The 15,048-nt window shown below is 72.4% G+C and carries 14 protein-coding genes; 6 read left to right on the top strand and 8 right to left on the bottom strand.

Going from position 1 to position 15,048, the window contains the following annotated elements; all coding sequences use genetic code 11:
• Nucleotides 1-57: 57 nt before the first annotated feature.
• Together ACIBL4_RS35995 and ACIBL4_RS35990 are read right to left on the bottom strand one after the other, a co-directional pair.
• Nucleotides 58-873, bottom strand: a complete 816-nt coding sequence (locus ACIBL4_RS35995) for an inositol monophosphatase family protein (RefSeq protein WP_399416012.1) — start codon at nucleotides 871-873, stop codon at nucleotides 58-60.
• Between the two features lie 8 nt (nucleotides 874-881).
• Complete coding sequence (locus ACIBL4_RS35990) at nucleotides 882-2,009, bottom strand: ferrochelatase (RefSeq protein WP_399416011.1); 1,128 nt, start codon at nucleotides 2,007-2,009, stop codon at nucleotides 882-884.
• 159 nt (nucleotides 2,010-2,168) lie between these two features.
• On the opposite strand from ACIBL4_RS35990, the gene ACIBL4_RS35985 reads away from it, so the two are divergent.
• The 3 genes from ACIBL4_RS35985 (at nucleotide 2,169) to sepH (ending at nucleotide 6,112) form a co-directional block, all read left to right on the top strand.
• Nucleotides 2,169-3,407: an MFS transporter gene (locus ACIBL4_RS35985; protein ID WP_399416010.1), complete on the top strand. Its 1,239-nt coding sequence runs from the start codon at nucleotides 2,169-2,171 to the stop codon at nucleotides 3,405-3,407.
• Nucleotides 3,367-4,686: a D-arabinono-1,4-lactone oxidase gene (locus ACIBL4_RS35980; RefSeq protein WP_399416009.1), complete on the top strand. Its 1,320-nt coding sequence runs from the start codon at nucleotides 3,367-3,369 to the stop codon at nucleotides 4,684-4,686. The genes ACIBL4_RS35985 and ACIBL4_RS35980 overlap by 41 nt, the downstream gene beginning before the upstream one ends.
• A 391-nt stretch (nucleotides 4,687-5,077) precedes the next feature.
• On the top strand, nucleotides 5,078-6,112 hold the full coding sequence (sepH, locus tag ACIBL4_RS35975; RefSeq protein WP_399416008.1) for a septation protein SepH: 1,035 nt from the start codon (nucleotides 5,078-5,080) through the stop codon (nucleotides 6,110-6,112).
• Between the two features lie 183 nt (nucleotides 6,113-6,295).
• Here sepH and ACIBL4_RS35970 read toward each other — a convergent pair whose 3' ends face one another.
• A complete protein-coding gene (locus tag ACIBL4_RS35970) occupies nucleotides 6,296-7,147 on the bottom strand; it encodes a sulfurtransferase (protein WP_399416007.1) in 852 nt (283 codons plus the stop codon).
• On the opposite strand from ACIBL4_RS35970, the gene ACIBL4_RS35965 reads away from it, so the two are divergent.
• Nucleotides 7,146-7,280: a hypothetical protein gene (locus tag ACIBL4_RS35965; protein WP_399416006.1), complete on the top strand. Its 135-nt coding sequence runs from the start codon at nucleotides 7,146-7,148 to the stop codon at nucleotides 7,278-7,280. The two genes, ACIBL4_RS35970 and ACIBL4_RS35965, sit on opposite strands and share 2 nt — an antisense overlap.
• Nucleotides 7,281-7,419: 139 nt before the next feature.
• On the top strand, nucleotides 7,420-8,223 hold the full coding sequence (locus ACIBL4_RS35960) for a VOC family protein (RefSeq protein ID WP_399416005.1): 804 nt from the start codon (nucleotides 7,420-7,422) through the stop codon (nucleotides 8,221-8,223).
• A 43-nt stretch (nucleotides 8,224-8,266) separates the two neighbouring features.
• On the opposite strand, the gene ACIBL4_RS35955 is transcribed toward ACIBL4_RS35960, so the two are convergent.
• Genes ACIBL4_RS35955 through ACIBL4_RS35940 form a run of 4 tightly spaced genes read right to left on the bottom strand, consistent with a single transcriptional unit; the run spans nucleotide 8,267 to nucleotide 13,631 of the window.
• Nucleotides 8,267-8,917: a thymidine kinase gene (locus tag ACIBL4_RS35955; protein WP_399416004.1), complete on the bottom strand. Its 651-nt coding sequence runs from the start codon at nucleotides 8,915-8,917 to the stop codon at nucleotides 8,267-8,269.
• Between the two features lie 56 nt (nucleotides 8,918-8,973).
• Entirely contained in the window at nucleotides 8,974-10,167 is a 1,194-nt protein-coding gene (locus ACIBL4_RS35950; protein ID WP_399416003.1) for an alkaline phosphatase family protein, read from the bottom strand.
• Nucleotides 10,167-10,763 (bottom strand): DUF5998 family protein, encoded by a 597-nt coding sequence (locus tag ACIBL4_RS35945; protein WP_356923604.1) that lies wholly within the window; start codon nucleotides 10,761-10,763, stop codon nucleotides 10,167-10,169. Before ACIBL4_RS35945 ends, ACIBL4_RS35950 begins: the two co-directional genes overlap by 1 nt.
• A 42-nt stretch (nucleotides 10,764-10,805) precedes the next feature.
• Complete coding sequence (locus tag ACIBL4_RS35940; RefSeq protein WP_399416002.1) at nucleotides 10,806-13,631, bottom strand: GNAT family N-acetyltransferase; 2,826 nt, start codon at nucleotides 13,629-13,631, stop codon at nucleotides 10,806-10,808.
• A gap of 177 nt (nucleotides 13,632-13,808) precedes the next feature.
• On the opposite strand from ACIBL4_RS35940, the gene ACIBL4_RS35935 reads away from it, so the two are divergent.
• Nucleotides 13,809-14,090 carry an HPr family phosphocarrier protein gene (locus tag ACIBL4_RS35935; RefSeq protein ID WP_003993478.1) on the top strand — a complete coding sequence of 94 codons (282 nt, stop codon included), beginning with the start codon at nucleotides 13,809-13,811 and terminating at the stop codon, nucleotides 14,088-14,090.
• Between the two features lie 194 nt (nucleotides 14,091-14,284).
• On the opposite strand, the gene ACIBL4_RS35930 is transcribed toward ACIBL4_RS35935, so the two are convergent.
• Complete coding sequence (locus ACIBL4_RS35930; protein ID WP_086559469.1) at nucleotides 14,285-14,980, bottom strand: GntR family transcriptional regulator; 696 nt, start codon at nucleotides 14,978-14,980, stop codon at nucleotides 14,285-14,287.
• Nucleotides 14,981-15,048 lie beyond the last annotated feature (68 nt).

The raw sequence follows: 15,048 nt of genomic DNA, 5'->3' as shown, positions 1-15,048 counted from the left end.
CCGTACGGAGCGGGCCCCGGCGAATCCAGCGCCGGGGCCCGTTTTCGTTCGCGGGGGTCAGTCGTGCCAGGCGCCGAAGTCCTCCAGGAGGCGCTGGAGGGGCTCGAAGACGCCCGGGGTACCCGCGACCGTCAGATCCCCTGACGGGCGCTCTCCGGGGCGTCCACCGGTCAGCGCGCCCGCCTCCCGGGCGATCAGGTCGCCCGCCGCGAGGTCCCAGGCGTGCAGGCCGCGCTCGTAGTAGCCGTCGAGACGTCCGGCGGCCAGGTCGCACAGATCGACCGCGGCCGAACCGCCGCGCCGGATGTCGCGCAACAGCGGGATCAGCCGCTGGGCGACCTCGGCCTGGTGGGCGCGGACCTCGGCCACGTAGTTGAAGCCCGTCGAGACCAGGGCCTGGTCGAGGGGCGGCGCGGTGCGGCAGGCCAGCCTGCGCTCGCCGTCCCAGGCGCCGGTGGCCCAGGCTCCGCCACCGAGCACCGCGTGGAAGGTCTCGCCGCGCATCGGGGCCGTGACGACTCCGACGACGGTCTCGCCGTCCTGCTCGGCGGCGATGGAGACGGACCAGGTGGGCAGCCCGTAGAGGTAGTTGACGGTGCCGTCGAGCGGGTCGATCACCCAGCGGACGCCGCTGGTGCCCTCCGTGGCGGCGCCCTCCTCGCCGAGGATGCCGTCGTCCGGGCGGCGCTCGGCGATCAGGCCGGTGATCAGCTTCTCGGCCGCGATGTCCATCTCCGTGACGACGTCGATGGGGCTGGACTTGGTCGCGGCCACGGCGAGGTCGGCCGGGCGCCCGTCCCGCAGCAGCGCGCCCGCGCGGCTGGCGGCCTCATGGGCGAGAGCGAGCAGGTCCTTGTGCAGGGGGTCGGTCACGGGGCTCCTCACGCGTAGGTGCTGTCGGCGCCCGCGGCGGCGGGGCGGGGGGCGCGGGCCGGGCAGCAGCCGACCGGGCAGAGGTGGTGGCTCGCCCCGAGGACGCCCCGCGCGCAGGGCGTGACCTCCTGCCCGCGCTCGACGGCGGCGCGCTCCACGACGAGTTCGCGGACCGCGGCGGCGAACCTCGGGTCGGCGCCCACGGTGGCCGAGCGGCGCATCGGCAGCCCCAGCTCCTCCGCCTTTGCCCTGGCCTCCGTGTCGAGGTCGTACAGGACCTCCATGTGGTCGGAGACGAAGCCGATGGGGGCGATCACCATGGCCGGGACACCGGCCGCGTGCCGCTCCTCGAGGTGGTCGCAGATGTCGGGCTCCAGCCAGGGGATGTGCGGGGCGCCGGAGCGGGACTGGTAGACGAGCTGCCAGGGGTGGTCGACGCCGGTGCGCTCCCGGACGGCGTCCGCGATCAGCTGCGCCACGTCCAGGTGCTGCCTGACGTACGCGCCGCCGTCTCCGTGGTCCTCTACGGGCCCGGAGGTGTCGGCGGAGGCCGTCGGGATCGAGTGCGTCGAGAAGGCGATGTGCGCCCCGTCCCTGACGTCCTCGGGCAGCTCGGCGAGGGAGCGGATCACTCCGTCGATCATCGGCTCGAGGAACCCCGGGTGGTTGAAGTAGTGCCGCAGCTTGTCGACCTTCGGCGGCTCCAGCCCCTCGGCCTGCAGAGCCGCGAGCGCGTCGGCGAGGTTCTCGCGGTACTGGCGGCAGCCCGAGTACGAGGCGTAGGCGCTGGTGGCGAGGACCAGAATGCGGCGGCGGCCGTCGCGGACCATCTCGCGCAGCGTGTCCGTCAGATACGGCGCCCAGTTGCGGTTGCCCCAGTAGACCGGCAGGTCCAGGCCGTGGTCGGCGAAGTCCTTGCGCAGGGCGTCCAGCAGGGCGCGGTTCTGGTCGTTGATGGGGCTCACCCCGCCGAAGAGGAAGTAGTGCTGCCCGACTTCCTTGAGGCGTTCCTTGGGGATGCCGCGCCCCCGCGTCACGTTCTCCAGGAACGGGACCACGTCGTCCGGGCCCTCCGGGCCGCCGAAGGAGAGCAGGAGCAGGGCGTCGTAGGGGCTGACATCGCGCGCGTCTGGCATGAGTCGATCCTGCCACCCGGCACTGACAGCCGGGAAACGGCGGGGTGACACCTGCGCGGCGGACGGCCCGAAGCGAGCCTTGACGGGTGCGCCGGGCGCACCCTGCGGCGTAATCTGTGTCGACTGCCTTCGCAGCTTACTGAGCCTTCCGGAGACCCCGTGCCCAGCCCCTACCGCGCCCTGTTCGCCGCCCCCGGCTCCAAGGGTTTCTCCGCCGCGGGCTTCCTCGGCCGTATTCCGGTGTCGATGATGGGCATCGGCGTCGTCACGATGGTCTCCCAGCTCACCGGGCGGTACGGCCTGGCCGGTGCTCTGTCTGCCACCGTCGCGCTGGCGGCGGCGGTGGCCGGACCGCAGGTCTCGCGGCTGGTGGACCAGTACGGCCAGCGGCGGGTGCTGCGGCCGGCGACGCTGATCTCTCTGACCGCGGCGGCCCTCCTGCTGTTCGCGGCGCACTACGGATGGCCGGACTGGGTGCTGTTCGTGGCGTGCGCCGGCGTCGGCTGCGTGCCGAGTGTCGGCGCGATGATCCGGGCCCGCTGGGCGGCGCTGTACCGGGGCACGCCGCAGTTGCACACCGCGTACTCCTTCGAGTCCGTGGTGGACGAGGTGTGCTTCATCTTCGGGCCGATCATCTCCATCGGCCTGTCCACGGCCTGGTTCCCGGAGGCCGGTCCGCTGCTCGCCGCCTGTTTCCTGGCCGTGGGCGTCTTCTGGCTGACCGCGCAGCGCGCCACCGAGCCGGAGCCGCACCCGCGCGAGCAGCGCGGCGGGGGCACGGCCCTGCGCTCGCGGGGCCTTCAGGTCCTGGTGGCCACCTTCGCGGCGACCGGGGCGATCTTCGGGGCGGTCGACGTGGTCACCGTGGCCTTCGCCGAGGAGGAGGGGAACAAGGCCGCCGCGAGCATCGTCCTCGCGCTGTACGCGGCCGGTTCCTGCGTGGCGGGCATGGTCTTCGGACTGCTGCACTTCGCCGGGGCGCCGGAACACCGGTGGTTGCTGGGCGTGTGTGCCATGGCCGTGAGTATGATCCCCCTCCTACTGGTCGGAAACTTGCCGTTTCTGGCCGTGGCGCTGTTCGTTGCGGGACTGTCCATCGCTCCGACGATGATCACGACGATGTCCCTCATCGAAGAGCACGTACCACGTGCGCAGCTCACCGAGGGCATGACCTGGGTGAGCACCGGGCTCGCGGTGGGGGTCGCACTCGGCTCCTCCGCGGCCGGCTGGGTGATCGACGCGGCCGGGGCACGTGCCGGGTACGGGGTTCCGGCGGTGGCCGGGGCCGTCGCGGTCGCGGTGGGTTTCCTCGGATTCCGTCGGCTCAAGCGGCCGGCTACGGGTCGGGGAGGCTCCGTTGAGCAGCACGGCAAACGGAAAAAACGGCACGTGGCGTAACTGGGGCGGCAACGTCTCCGCGCGGCCCGCGCGGGAGGTCACCCCGGCCTCCGTCGACGAGTTGGCCGCCGCCGTGCGGCGGGCCGCCGAGGACGGTCTGAAGGTGAAGGCCGTCGGCAGCGGGCATTCCTTCACGTCCATAGCCGCGACGGACGGTGTGTTGATCCGCCCTCAACTGTTGACCGGCATACGCGACATCGATCGCGAGGCCATGACCGTCACGGTGGAGTCCGGCACCCCGCTCAAGAGGCTCAACGTGGCTCTGGCGCGCGAGGGACTGTCTCTGACGAACATGGGCGACATCATGGAGCAGACGGTCTCCGGGGCCACCAGTACCGGCACGCACGGCACGGGCCGCGACTCCGGCTCCATCGCCGCCCAGATCAAGGGCCTGGAACTGGTCACCGCCGACGGCTCGGTCCTCACCTGCTCCGAGAAGGAGAACCCGGAGGTCTTCGCGGCCGCCCGCATCGGCCTCGGCGCCCTGGGCATCGTCACCGCGATCACCTTCGCCGTGGAGCCGGTCTTCCTGCTCACGGCCCGCGAGGAACCGATGCCGTTCGGCCGGGTCCTCGCCGACTTCGAGGAACTCTGGGCGGAGAACGAGCACTTCGAGTTCTACTGGTTCCCGCACACCGGAAACACCAACACCAAACGCAACAACCGCAGCGCGGGCCCGGAGAAGCCGGTGCCGCAGCTCCAGAGCTGGTTCGAGGACGAGTTCCTCTCCAACGGGGTCTTCCAGGTGGCCAACTGGGTCGGCCGCGCGGTGCCCGCCACGATCCCCGCGATCGCCCAGATCTCCAGCAAGGCCCTGTCCGCGCGGACTTACACCGACATCCCTTACAAGGTCTTCACGTCTCCGCGCAGAGTGCGCTTCGTGGAGATGGAGTACGCCGTTCCGCGCGCGGCGGTCGTCGAGACGCTGCGCGAGCTGAAGACGATGGTCGACCGCTCCGGCCTGAGGGTCAGCTTCCCCGTGGAGGTGCGCACCGCCCCGGCGGACGACATCACCCTGTCCACCGCCTCGGGCCGGGACACCGCCTACATCGCCGTCCACATGTTCCAGGGCACGCCCTACCAGCGGTACTTCACCGCGGCGGAGCGGATCTTCACCGCCCATGAGGGGCGTCCGCACTGGGGCAAGGTGCACACCAGGGACGCCGAGTACTTCTCCCGGGTGTATCCGCGCTTCGCGGAGTTCGCGGCGTTGCGGGACCGGCTCGATCCTGATCGGCGGTTCCAGAACGACTACTTGCGGAGGGTTCTGGGGGCGTAGGGGGCGCTCCGGGGGGTGGTCTTCACCACGTTCAAGATCACGGAAAGCGGGCAGCGGGCGGCCGAGTCCGCCCCCTTGCCAGAAGTTGGACGGCGCGCCAATCCACGCACGTGGTCCGAATGGAGTACTGTTGCGAGCCCTGGGTCCGGTCTCCCGCCAGGGGGTACGGGGCCTTTAAGGACCGCCGGGAGGGGGCTAGTTGCACAGGGTGACAGAGTTCGTCACTTAGCGTTGCGAACAGGTAACCGTGCCATAACGGCGATCCAGGGCCCGCGCCCGACACGCCGGGCAACTCGGCAAGGTTGTGGCAGGCTGCACCCGGGCAGGCCACACTCGACTAGCGGAAGCAGCGACGCACGTGACGTCGGCAGGCACCACCCGGGAGGTCCCCATGCCCGAACTGCGTGTCGTGGCCGTCTCGAATGACGGCACACGGCTGGTGCTGAAGGCTGCGGACAGCACGGAGTACACGCTTCCCATCGACGAACGGCTCCGCGCCGCCGTGCGCGGCGACCGTCCTCGCCTCGGCCAGATCGAGATCGAGGTGGAGAGCCACCTCCGCCCCCGCGACATCCAGGCGCGTATACGTGCCGGCGCGACCGCGGAAGAGGTCGCGCAGATGGCGGGCATCCCCGTCGACCGGGTCCGCCGCTTCGAGGGTCCGGTGCTCGCCGAGCGTGCGTTCATGGCCGAGCGGGCCCGCAAGACTCCGGTCCGCCGCCCCGGCGAGAACTCCGGTCCGCCGCTGGGCGAGGCCGTGGCCGAGCGGCTGTTGCTGCGCGGTGCCGAGAAGGACACCGTGCAGTGGGACTCGTGGCGTCGCGACGACGGCACGTGGGAAGTCCTGCTGGTCTACCGCGTCGCGGGCGAACCGCACTCGGCGAGCTGGACGTACGACCCGCCCCGGCGGCTCGTCCAGGCCGTCGACGACGAGGCGCGCATGCTCATCGGCGAGACGGACGACCTGGCCGCGCCCGAGCCCAGCTTCCCGTTCGTGCCGCGGATCGCCCGGCTGCCGCGCGACCGGCCGCTGGACCGTTCCGCCGACCGGGAGCGGCCCAGCCTTCCGGCGGCGGCGTCCGAGCCGGTGGAGGAGAGCACGGGTGAACGGGACTCGCTGACCAGCCTGCTGGAGGCGGTGCCGAGCTTCCGCGGCGACCTGGTGGTGCCCGAGCGCACCGCGCCGGAGCCCGAGGAGGAGCCCGTCGCCGAAGCCGAGGAGGAGGAGCCTCCGGCTCCCGCGGCCTCGGCCGGTTCCGCCTACGCGGACGTCCTCATGCCGCGCTCCGTCGGCAGCCACCGCGACCGGCTCATCGGGGCCACCGACCGCCAGGCCGAGGCCGACGGCGTCCGGCCGGGCCGCAGAGCCGCCGTCCCGAGCTGGGACGAGATCGTGTTCGGGACACGGCGCAAGAAGCAGGAGTAGCCGGATCGGCTGCACGAGGACGAGGGCCGCGCCTTCCGGGCGCGGCCCTCGCTCTCGTTCCGGGTCACCGAGGAGAGCGCCCGCGGGTTACCGAGGAGAGCGCCCGCCGGGTTACCGAGGAGAGCGCCTGCCGGGTCACCGAGGAGAGCGCCCGCCGGGTCACCGAGGAGGGCTCTCGCCGGATTACTGGGGATCCGGTCCCACGGCCACCGGCCGGTCCGGGTCCGAGGACCACTCCGACCACGAACCCACGTACAGCTCCGCCGGAATGCCCGCGACCGCCAGCGCCAGCACCTCGTGCGCCGCGGACACCCCCGACCCGCAGTACACGCCGACCCGCGCGTCCTCGGTCACGCCGAGCCCCTCGAAACGCGCGCGCAGTTCCTCGGCCGGGAGGAAGCAGCCGTCCGCCCCCACGTTCTCCGTGGTGGGCGCCGACACCGCCGCCGGGATGTGCCCGGCCACCGGATCGATCGGCTCCACCTCGCCCCGGTACCGCTCCCCCGCCCGCGCGTCCAGCAGCACCCCCGACCGTGCCAACGCCGCGGCGGCGTCGGCGTCGAGCAGGCCGGCCGCTCCCGGCTCGGGCACGAAGTCGCCCTCCGCCGGAGCCGGCACGGTCTTCTCCAGCGGCCCCTCCCAGGCCGGCAACCCGCCGTCGAGGACTCGCACGTCCGGGTGACCCGTCCAGCGCAGCAGCCACCACGCCCGGGCCGCCGCCCAGCCCTGGCCGCCGTCGTAGACGACCACCGGCGTCCCGGACGACACGCCCGCCCGGCGCATCGCGGCACCGAAGCGCGCGAGGTCGGGCAGCGGATGCCTGCCGCCCTCGCCCGGTGCCGAGGCCAACTCCCGGTCCAGGTCGACGAAGACGGCCCCCGGAAGGTGCCCTTCCTCGTATGCGGCCCGGCCGTCGTACGGCGGCTCACCGGTCGCCTTGGCCATGGTGAGCTGCCAGCGGACATCGAGCAGGACGGGCGGGTTGGCACCCGTCAGCTCGCTCGCGAGATCGGATGCGGAGATGATGGCGTTCATGGCTCCATCCTCGCGCACAGGGGTGGCCGAGCCGTCCGGCTCCGGCTACTGTGCTCGGCCGGAGCGGGATGCTCACGCGCTGTACGGGAACAAGCACATGCCGTACGGGAACAAGCGCATGCTGTACAGCTGAACGACGGGTGCCGACAAGCGCGCCGCACGGGGCAGCGCACCGCACATCAGGCATTCTCCCGGACAGGGGCCGCCCCGCAGGGCGTTCCCCCGTGGGCTGCGGACAGCGCGCCCACCGCGAGGCCGAGAAGAGAGTGACGATGACCGACGCACGGGAGTCCGCCGGCCCGAACGGCGCAAGACCCGCTCGGCACGCGCCCGGCACGCCCTGCTGGGTGAGCCTGATGGTGCACGGGCCGGCCGCGACCCAGGAGTTCTACGGAGCGCTGTTCGGCTGGGAGTTCCAGCCGGGCCCCCGGCAACTCGGCCCGTACGTACGAGCGCTGCTCGACGGAGACGAGGTGGCAGGCATCGGCGAACTTCCGCCGGACCGTCATCTGCCCCTCGCGTGGACCCCCTACTTCGCCTCGCAGAACGTGGATCTGACCGCGGAGGCGGTGCGCAGCTGCGGCGGCACGATCGGCGTGGGCCCGCTGGACGCCGCCGACGCGGGCCGCCTGGCGATCTGTTCCGATCCTTCGGGAGCGGTCTTCGGCATCTGGCAGGCCGCCGCGCACCTCGGTACGGCCGTCTCGGGCGCCCCCGGCACGCCCGCCTGGAACGAGCTGCTGACCTTCGAGTCGGCGAGCGTCGCCAAGTTCTACCGGTCGGTGTTCGGCTACCAGGAGGAGCCGGTGGTGTCCGCCGACTTCGACTACGTGACCCTGCACCTCGGGGGCCGGCCCGTCGCCGGCATCCACGGGCTGGGGCAGGCCCTGCCCCGTGACCGGGGCGCGCACTGGGTGACGTACTTCCAGGTCGACGACGTCGACGACGCCCTGGACCACCTGGTGCATCTGGGCGGGCACGTCCTCAAGCCGGCCCACGACACGACGCACGGCCGGGTGGCGATGGTGGCGGACCCGGAGGGGACGCGGTTCGCGCTGGTGCGACGGCAGCGCTGACGCTCCGCCGGCCTGCCGGGGGTGAAAGGACACCGCCCGGTGGTCAGGAGGACGACACCGGCAGCACGTCCGGGGACAGGGCCGCCGCGCGGGCCGTCGCCGAGGTCATGCGGCGCCTGTGGTGGCGGCGGCACAGCACCTCGTAGCCGACCTCGTCGGCGGAGTGGGTGACGTCTCCGACGACCACTTGGGCGCCCTCGACGACCATGACGCCGCCTATCGTGCGGGCGTTGTGCGTGGCCCGGGCGCCGCACCAGCACAGGGCCTCGACCTGGAGCACCTCGACCCGGTCGGCCAGTTCCACCAGCCGCTGGGAGCCGGGGAACAGCTTGGAGCGGAAGTCGGTCGTGATGCCGAAGGCGTAGACGTCCAGGCCCAGGTCGTCGACCACCCGCGCGAGTTGGTCGATCTGCTCCGGCGCCAGGAACTGCGCCTCGTCGGCGATCACGTAGTCCGCGCGACCGCCCTGCGAGAGGTGGTCGACGAGGTAGGCGTAGAGGTCCTGGCCGTCCGCGACCTCCACCGCGTCCGTGACCAGGCCGAGGCGCGAGGACAACTTGCCCTCGCCGGCGCGGTCGTCACGCGAGAAGATCATGCCCTGGAGGCCGCGCGCCGAGCGGTTGTGCTCGATCTGGAGAGCCAGCGTCGACTTCCCGCAGTCCATCGTTCCGGAGAAGAACACCAGCTCGGGCATGTCGAGTTGAGCACCTTTCGGCGAGAGAGGTCAGGCGTGGAGAGCGGGGTGGGGCTTCAGGAGCGTACTTCGAGCAGCGGGACCAGCTGCTCGGCGGGGGTCATCGAACCGTGGTTGCCGACCATCGCCGACTCCTTCGGCTCCCGCTCGGAGGCGATGAGCAGGACGTCGTCGCGCGCGGCGGCGACCACGTCGCCGATCCGGCTGTACACCCGTTCGTCGATCTTCGGGCCGAACCAGCCCGCCGCGATGGCCTCGTCGCGTGAGGCCACCCAGAACTGCTCGCCGAGCACCTCGCGCCAGCAGGTCAGGACGTCGCCGGCGGCGCCGGGCACCGCGTAGACGTGCCGGGCGCGGCCTTCGCCGCCGAGCAGGGCGACTCCGGCGCTCAGCTCCCAGTCCTCGTCGAAGTCGATGCGGTGCTCTTCGTCGAAGGGCACGTCGATCATGCCGTGGTCGGCGGTGACGTAGAGGGCGCTGCGCGGCGGCAGTTGCTCGGCCAGGCGCTGGACCAGGCGGTCGGCGTACATGAGCTGGCCGCGCCAGGTGTCGGAGTCGACTCCGAAGCGGTGGCCGGCGCCGTCGACCTCGGCGAAGTACGTGTAGACCAGGGAGCGGTCGCCCGCGGCCAGTTGCTCGGCCGCCAGGTCCATACGGTCCTCGCCGGTCAGCCGCCCGACGAACGTTCCGCCACTGAGCGCGACCCTGGTCAGCGGAGTGTTCTCGAACGTCGGGGACGACACCTGCGCGGCGTGCACTCCCGCCCTGTGGGCCAGCTGGAAGACCGTCGGGTACGGCTGCCAGGGGCCGGGCGGGGTCCACGGCTGCCAGCGCAGCTGGTTCATCAGCTCGCCGGTGTCCGGGTTGCGCACGGTGTAGCCGGGCAGACCGTGCACGCCGGGCGGCAGGCCGGTGCCGACCGAGGCCAGGGAGGTGGCCGTGGTCGCCGGGTAGCCGGCGGTGAGCGGACGTCCGGTGCCGCCGCGCGAGGTGGCGAGCAGGGACGTCATGAAGGGGGCGTCCTCGGGGTGCGCCCTGAGCTGCTCCCAGCCGAGACCGTCGATCAGGAACACGCAGTTCCGGTCGGCGGGAGTCAGCTCGGAGATCGCGGCGCTCATGCCCGGCACGCCGAGGCCTGCGGCCAGCGTGGGCAGCAGGTCGGCGAGGGAGCCGCTGCCGTACTCGGGGGTCGGGGCGGAGGTGACGGTGAGCGGTTCGGGGTGCTGGTCCCAGGCCGTCTGGTGTGCCATCAGCGAGCGGTGTCCGCGGTCGCCTCGGAGAGCGCCTGCGCGAAGGCGAGCGCCTGGCGCACGGTCTCCGGTCCGTCCCCCGCCTCGCTGACGCGCAGGCTGAGGTCGTCCGCCGTCGAGTTGCCCGTGTAGCCGTGGTCCGCCTCGCAGTTGGGGTCGCCGCAGGCGGCCGGCTCCAGGTCGATGCGGGAGACGGCGCCCCAGCCGATGGTGAGGACGACCTCGCGGGGCAGGGTGCCCGGCTTGTACGACTCCGGGTTGGCGACCACGCGGCTGACCACGATCGACGAGATCCGGCTCATCTTCACGGACTCCGTCGACGTCGTGGCGTACGGCGTCGGGGAGGTGCTGTCGGCGGACTGTTCGTCGGTGTGGCTGACGATGAAACGGTGGTCCGTGAGGACGAGCACCGTCACATGCCGCCGTACCTCGTTCTGGTCGAACGTCGTCTCCTGGTGGACCAGGTACGACCGGACGGGCTCGCCGCCCACGGCGGCTTCCACCGCCTCGGCCACGAGGGCCGGGTAGTAGCCGCTGCGCTCGATCGCCGCCCGCAGCCCCTGGGTCGTCGTACTGGTCTTGGCCATGACGCCCATCCTACGGGGGCCCACTGACTGCGAGGCACCGCTCGCCCCCTGTCAGTACGCGGGCAGGGTCCGCGGGCCGAGGTCGTCTCGGGCGGGCGGTGGTCCGAGCCGGACGGATGCGCCCAGGACGCTCAGGCCGTGCGAGGCGACGATGACCGGCTCCAGGGTGACCGCGACGACCTCGGGGTGGTCGTCGACCAGCCGGGACACCCGCAGCAGCAGCTCTTCCAGGGCGCGGGTGTCGGCCGGTGCGGAGCCGCGCCAGCCGAACAGCAGGGGCGCGGTGCGGATCGAGCGCACCAGTGAGGCCGCCTCCTTGTCGGTGACCGGGATCAGCCGGTGGGCCGTGTCCCCGAGCAGCTGCGAGACGGCCCCGGCCAGCCCGAAGGAGAGCACGGCTCCGGCCGCGGGGTCGATGACGGCCCGAACGACGACGTCCACGCCCCGGGGCGCCATCCGCTGCACGACGGGGCGCAGCTCCGCCGGTGCTCCGAACAGCTCGGTCAACTCGGTGTACGACCTGAGCAGTTGGTCCTCGTCCGCGAGGTCGAGGCGTACGCCGCCCAGGTCGGCGCGGTGCCGCAGGTGCGGGGCGGTGGCCTTGAGGGCGACGGGGTAGCCGAGGGTGCGGGCGGCCTCGGCGGCGGCGTCGGGGGTGGGGGCGGGCAGGGCCCGGTGGACGTGGATGCCGTAGTGGCCGAGCAGGTCGCAGGTCTCGTCCGTGCCGAGCGTGAGTCCCTGCCCGCGCGCGAGGAGCCCGTCGATCAGCGCGGCGGCGCCCTTCTCGTCGATGTCCTCGTAGTCGGGCACCTTTCCGGGGTCGGCGGCGCCGCGCCGCCACTGCGCGTAGCCGACGGCCTGCGCCAGGGCGCGGACGGCGCGCTCGGCGGCGGGGTAGGCGGGGATGAGGTGCTCGCCCTCGGGAGGAGCCTCGGCGGTGGGGAGTCGTTCTTCGGTGGATGTCGGGCGAGGGGCGATGTGCGGAGGTTGGTCCGTCTCGGCCTGCGGTGCCGTGCTCGCCGCCGCCGACAGGGCCTCGGCCAGGCCGCCGAGCTCCACGTGCACCACCAGGACCGGCTTGGCCGGAGCGGCGGCCGCCGCCGAGCGCAGCGCCTGCGCGAGGGCCGCGTCCCCGACCGAGCCCTCCCCCACCGCCGGTATGGCGGTGACGACGACCGCGTCGCACTCGTCGTCGGCCAGCGCGCGCGACAGGGCCGCGTGGAAGTCCCCGGCGGAGGCGGCCGTGGTCAGGTCCTGCGGGGCGTGCGGACGCAGCCCCTCGGCGAGGCACGCGTCGTACGTGAGCAGGCCGAGCGACTCGGAGTTGCCGAGGATCGCCACCCGGGGCCCGGCCGGCAGCGGCTGGCGGGCGAGGAGCAGCCCGGCGTCCACCAGCTCGGTGATGGTGTCGACCCGGATGACGCCGGCCTGCCGCAGCAGCGCGGAGACCGTCGTGTGCGGCAGCCGGGTCGCCCGTACGGCGTGCCCCTGGGGCGCGGCCGCGTGCCGTGCGCCCTGGACCACGACCAGGGGCTTCGCCGCGGCCGTGCGGCGGGCGAGGCGGGTGAACTTGCGGGGGTTGCCGATGGACTCCAGGTACATGAGGACGACGTCGGTGTCCGGGTCCTCGTACCAGTACTGCAGGACGTCGTTGCCGGAGACGTCGGCCCGGTTGCCCGAGGAGACGAAGGTGGAAACGCCGGTCACGCCCGTGACGCCGCCGCCGCGCCGGTGCAGCCGGGACAGCAGGGCGATGCCGATGGCGCCGGACTGGGCGAACAGGCCGATCCGGCCCGGGCGCGGCGTCTCGGGCGCGAGGGAGGCGTTGAGCCGTACCCGCGGGGAGGTGTTGATGATGCCGAAGGCGTTCGGCCCGATGATCCGCATGCCGTAGGTGCGGGCCTGCCGCACGAGGGCGCGCTGGCGTTCGCGCCCCTCGGTGCCGCTCTCGGCGTATCCGGCGGAGACGACGACCAGCCCCTGCACGCCGTGTTCGCCGCATTCGGTGACGACCTCGGGCACGTGGTCGGCCGGCACGGCGACGACCGCGAGGTCGACCGGGCCGTCGATGTCCCGCACCGAGCGGTGGGCGGGCACGCCGTCGAGTTCCTTCCGTCCCTCGGGCAGTGCCTTGTTCACGGCGTAGAGGCGGCCGGTGTACCCGGCGTCGCGGATGTTGCCGAGGACGCTGCGGCCCACGCCGCCCGGGGTGCGCCCCGCTCCGATGACGGCGACCGAGCCGGGCGCGAGCAGCCGCTGCACGGACCGGGCCTCGGCGCGGTGCTCGCGCGCGTACTGCACGGCGAGGGAGCGGTCGGTGGGTTCGAGGTCGAACTCCAGACGGACGACGCCGTCCTCGAAGCTGCGCTTCTGGGTGTACCCGGCGTCCGTGAACACCTTGATCATCTTGTTGTTGGCGGGCAGCACCTCGGCGGCGAAGCGGCGGATGCCGCGCTCGCGGGCGACGGCGGCGATGTGCTCGAGGAGAGCGGAGGCGACGCCCCGCCCCTGGTGGGCGTCCTGCACCAGGAAGGCGACCTCGGCCTCGTCGGCGGGTGCGGACGCGGGCGTTCCGTCCGCGCCGATCCGGTCGTAGCGTACGGTGGCGATGAACTCGCCGCCGACTGTGGCCGCGAGTCCCACCCGGTCCACAAAGTCGTGGTGCGTGAAGCGGTGGACGTCCTTGGCGGACAGGCGAGGGTACGGCGCGAAGAAGCGGTAGTACTTCGACTCGTCGGAGACCTGCTCGTAGAAGCTGACCAGGCGCTCGGCGTCATCAACGGTGATGGGCCGGATGCGCGCGGTGCCACCGTCGCGCAGCACCACGTCGGCTTCCCAGTGGGCGGGATACTCGTGCCGGTCCGGCGAGGTCTGCATGGGCCCCAGAGTACGTCTGGCGTATGACAGCGGCGCGAGGCAGTCTGTGGAGGGCGTCAGTCGGGTCGAGGCCGCGATCCGACGGCACCCCGGGGCGGTACATCAGGACCGCTCCGGCGCAGCTTCACGTGTGGGAAACTGGTCTAGACAACCCTGAAAACCGAAGGGCAGCAACACATGGCTGAGCGCCGCGTCAACGTCGGCTGGGCCGAGGGCCTCCACGCCCGCCCCGCCTCCATCTTCGTCCGAGCCGCCACGGCCGCAGGCGTCCCGGTGACGATCGCCAAGGCAGACGGCAACCCCGTCAACGCGGCCTCCATGCTGGCCGTCCTCGGCCTCGGTGCCCAGGGCGGTGAGGAGATCGTCCTCGCCTCCGACGCCGAGGGTGCGGACGCCGCCCTGGACCGGCTGGCGAAGCTGGTCTCCGAGGGTCTCGAGGAACTGCCCGAGACCGTCTGAGCATTCTTCCGCGCCTGATCCGGTACCCCTGGTCCGGTGCAACCAGAAGGGCTCGTCCGAATTCATCGGGCGAGCCCTTCGCCATTCCCGGTCACGGGTCGCCATTTCCCATCACGATCGGCCGCGCATTCCCGTTCCCGGGCAGCAGAAATAATCCCCCGCGAATTACCTGCTCTTTGTATACGGCTCTCGTGTTAATGCCGCAGGCTCGCCGTGTTTACGGGATGTTGCGAGTTCCTCACACGCTCGGCCCGCTCCCCGGCGGAGCCGAAACGCAGCCGGTGCGCGGCCGTCGCGCGCTCGGTGTGCAGCGCCGTGACCGCCCGCGCGCGCTCGCTGTCCCCGCGCGCCACCGCGTCCACGATCGCGCCGTGCTCGGTCCAGGACTCCACGGGCCCGGCCGGAGCCTCGACGGTGTACATCCAGGCGATCTTGTGGCGGAGCTGGGTCAGCATCGAGGTCAGCGCGGGGCTGCCGGAGGCCTGTGCGAGCGTCTCGTGGAACCAGCCGCCCAGGGAGCGCAGGTCGTCGCTGTTGCCCCGGCGGGCGCGCTCCTGGCCGAGCCTGACCAGGCCGCGCAGGACCTTCAGGTGGGCCTCGGTGCGGCGCTGGGCGGCACGGGCCGCGCCGAGCGGCTCCAGCAGCAGCCGCATCTCCAGCAGGTCGGCGGCCTCCTGCTCGGTGGGTTCGGCGACGCACGCGCCCGCGTGCCGCCGGGTCACCACGAAGCCCTCGGCCTCCAGGGTGCGCAGGGCCTCCCGGACGGGGACGCGCGAGACACCGTAGCGGCGGGCGAGGAGTTCCTCGGTCAGCCGGCCGCCGCGTTCGTAGACACCCGCGACGATGTCGTCCCGGATGGCCGTGCACACCGAGTGCGCCGGAATGCGCATGACCGACCTCCGTTTAATCCCCGTGAAACGTCGACGAGTGACACGTGTTCCGTGACTCTATTGCAATG

It is taken from the genome of Streptomyces sp. NPDC050416 (assembly GCF_044458845.1).
Lineage (GTDB): Bacteria > Actinomycetota > Actinomycetes > Streptomycetales > Streptomycetaceae > Streptomyces.
The sequence above is the reverse complement of the archived record's forward strand: the minus strand, read 5'-3'. Positions and strand labels throughout refer to the sequence as shown.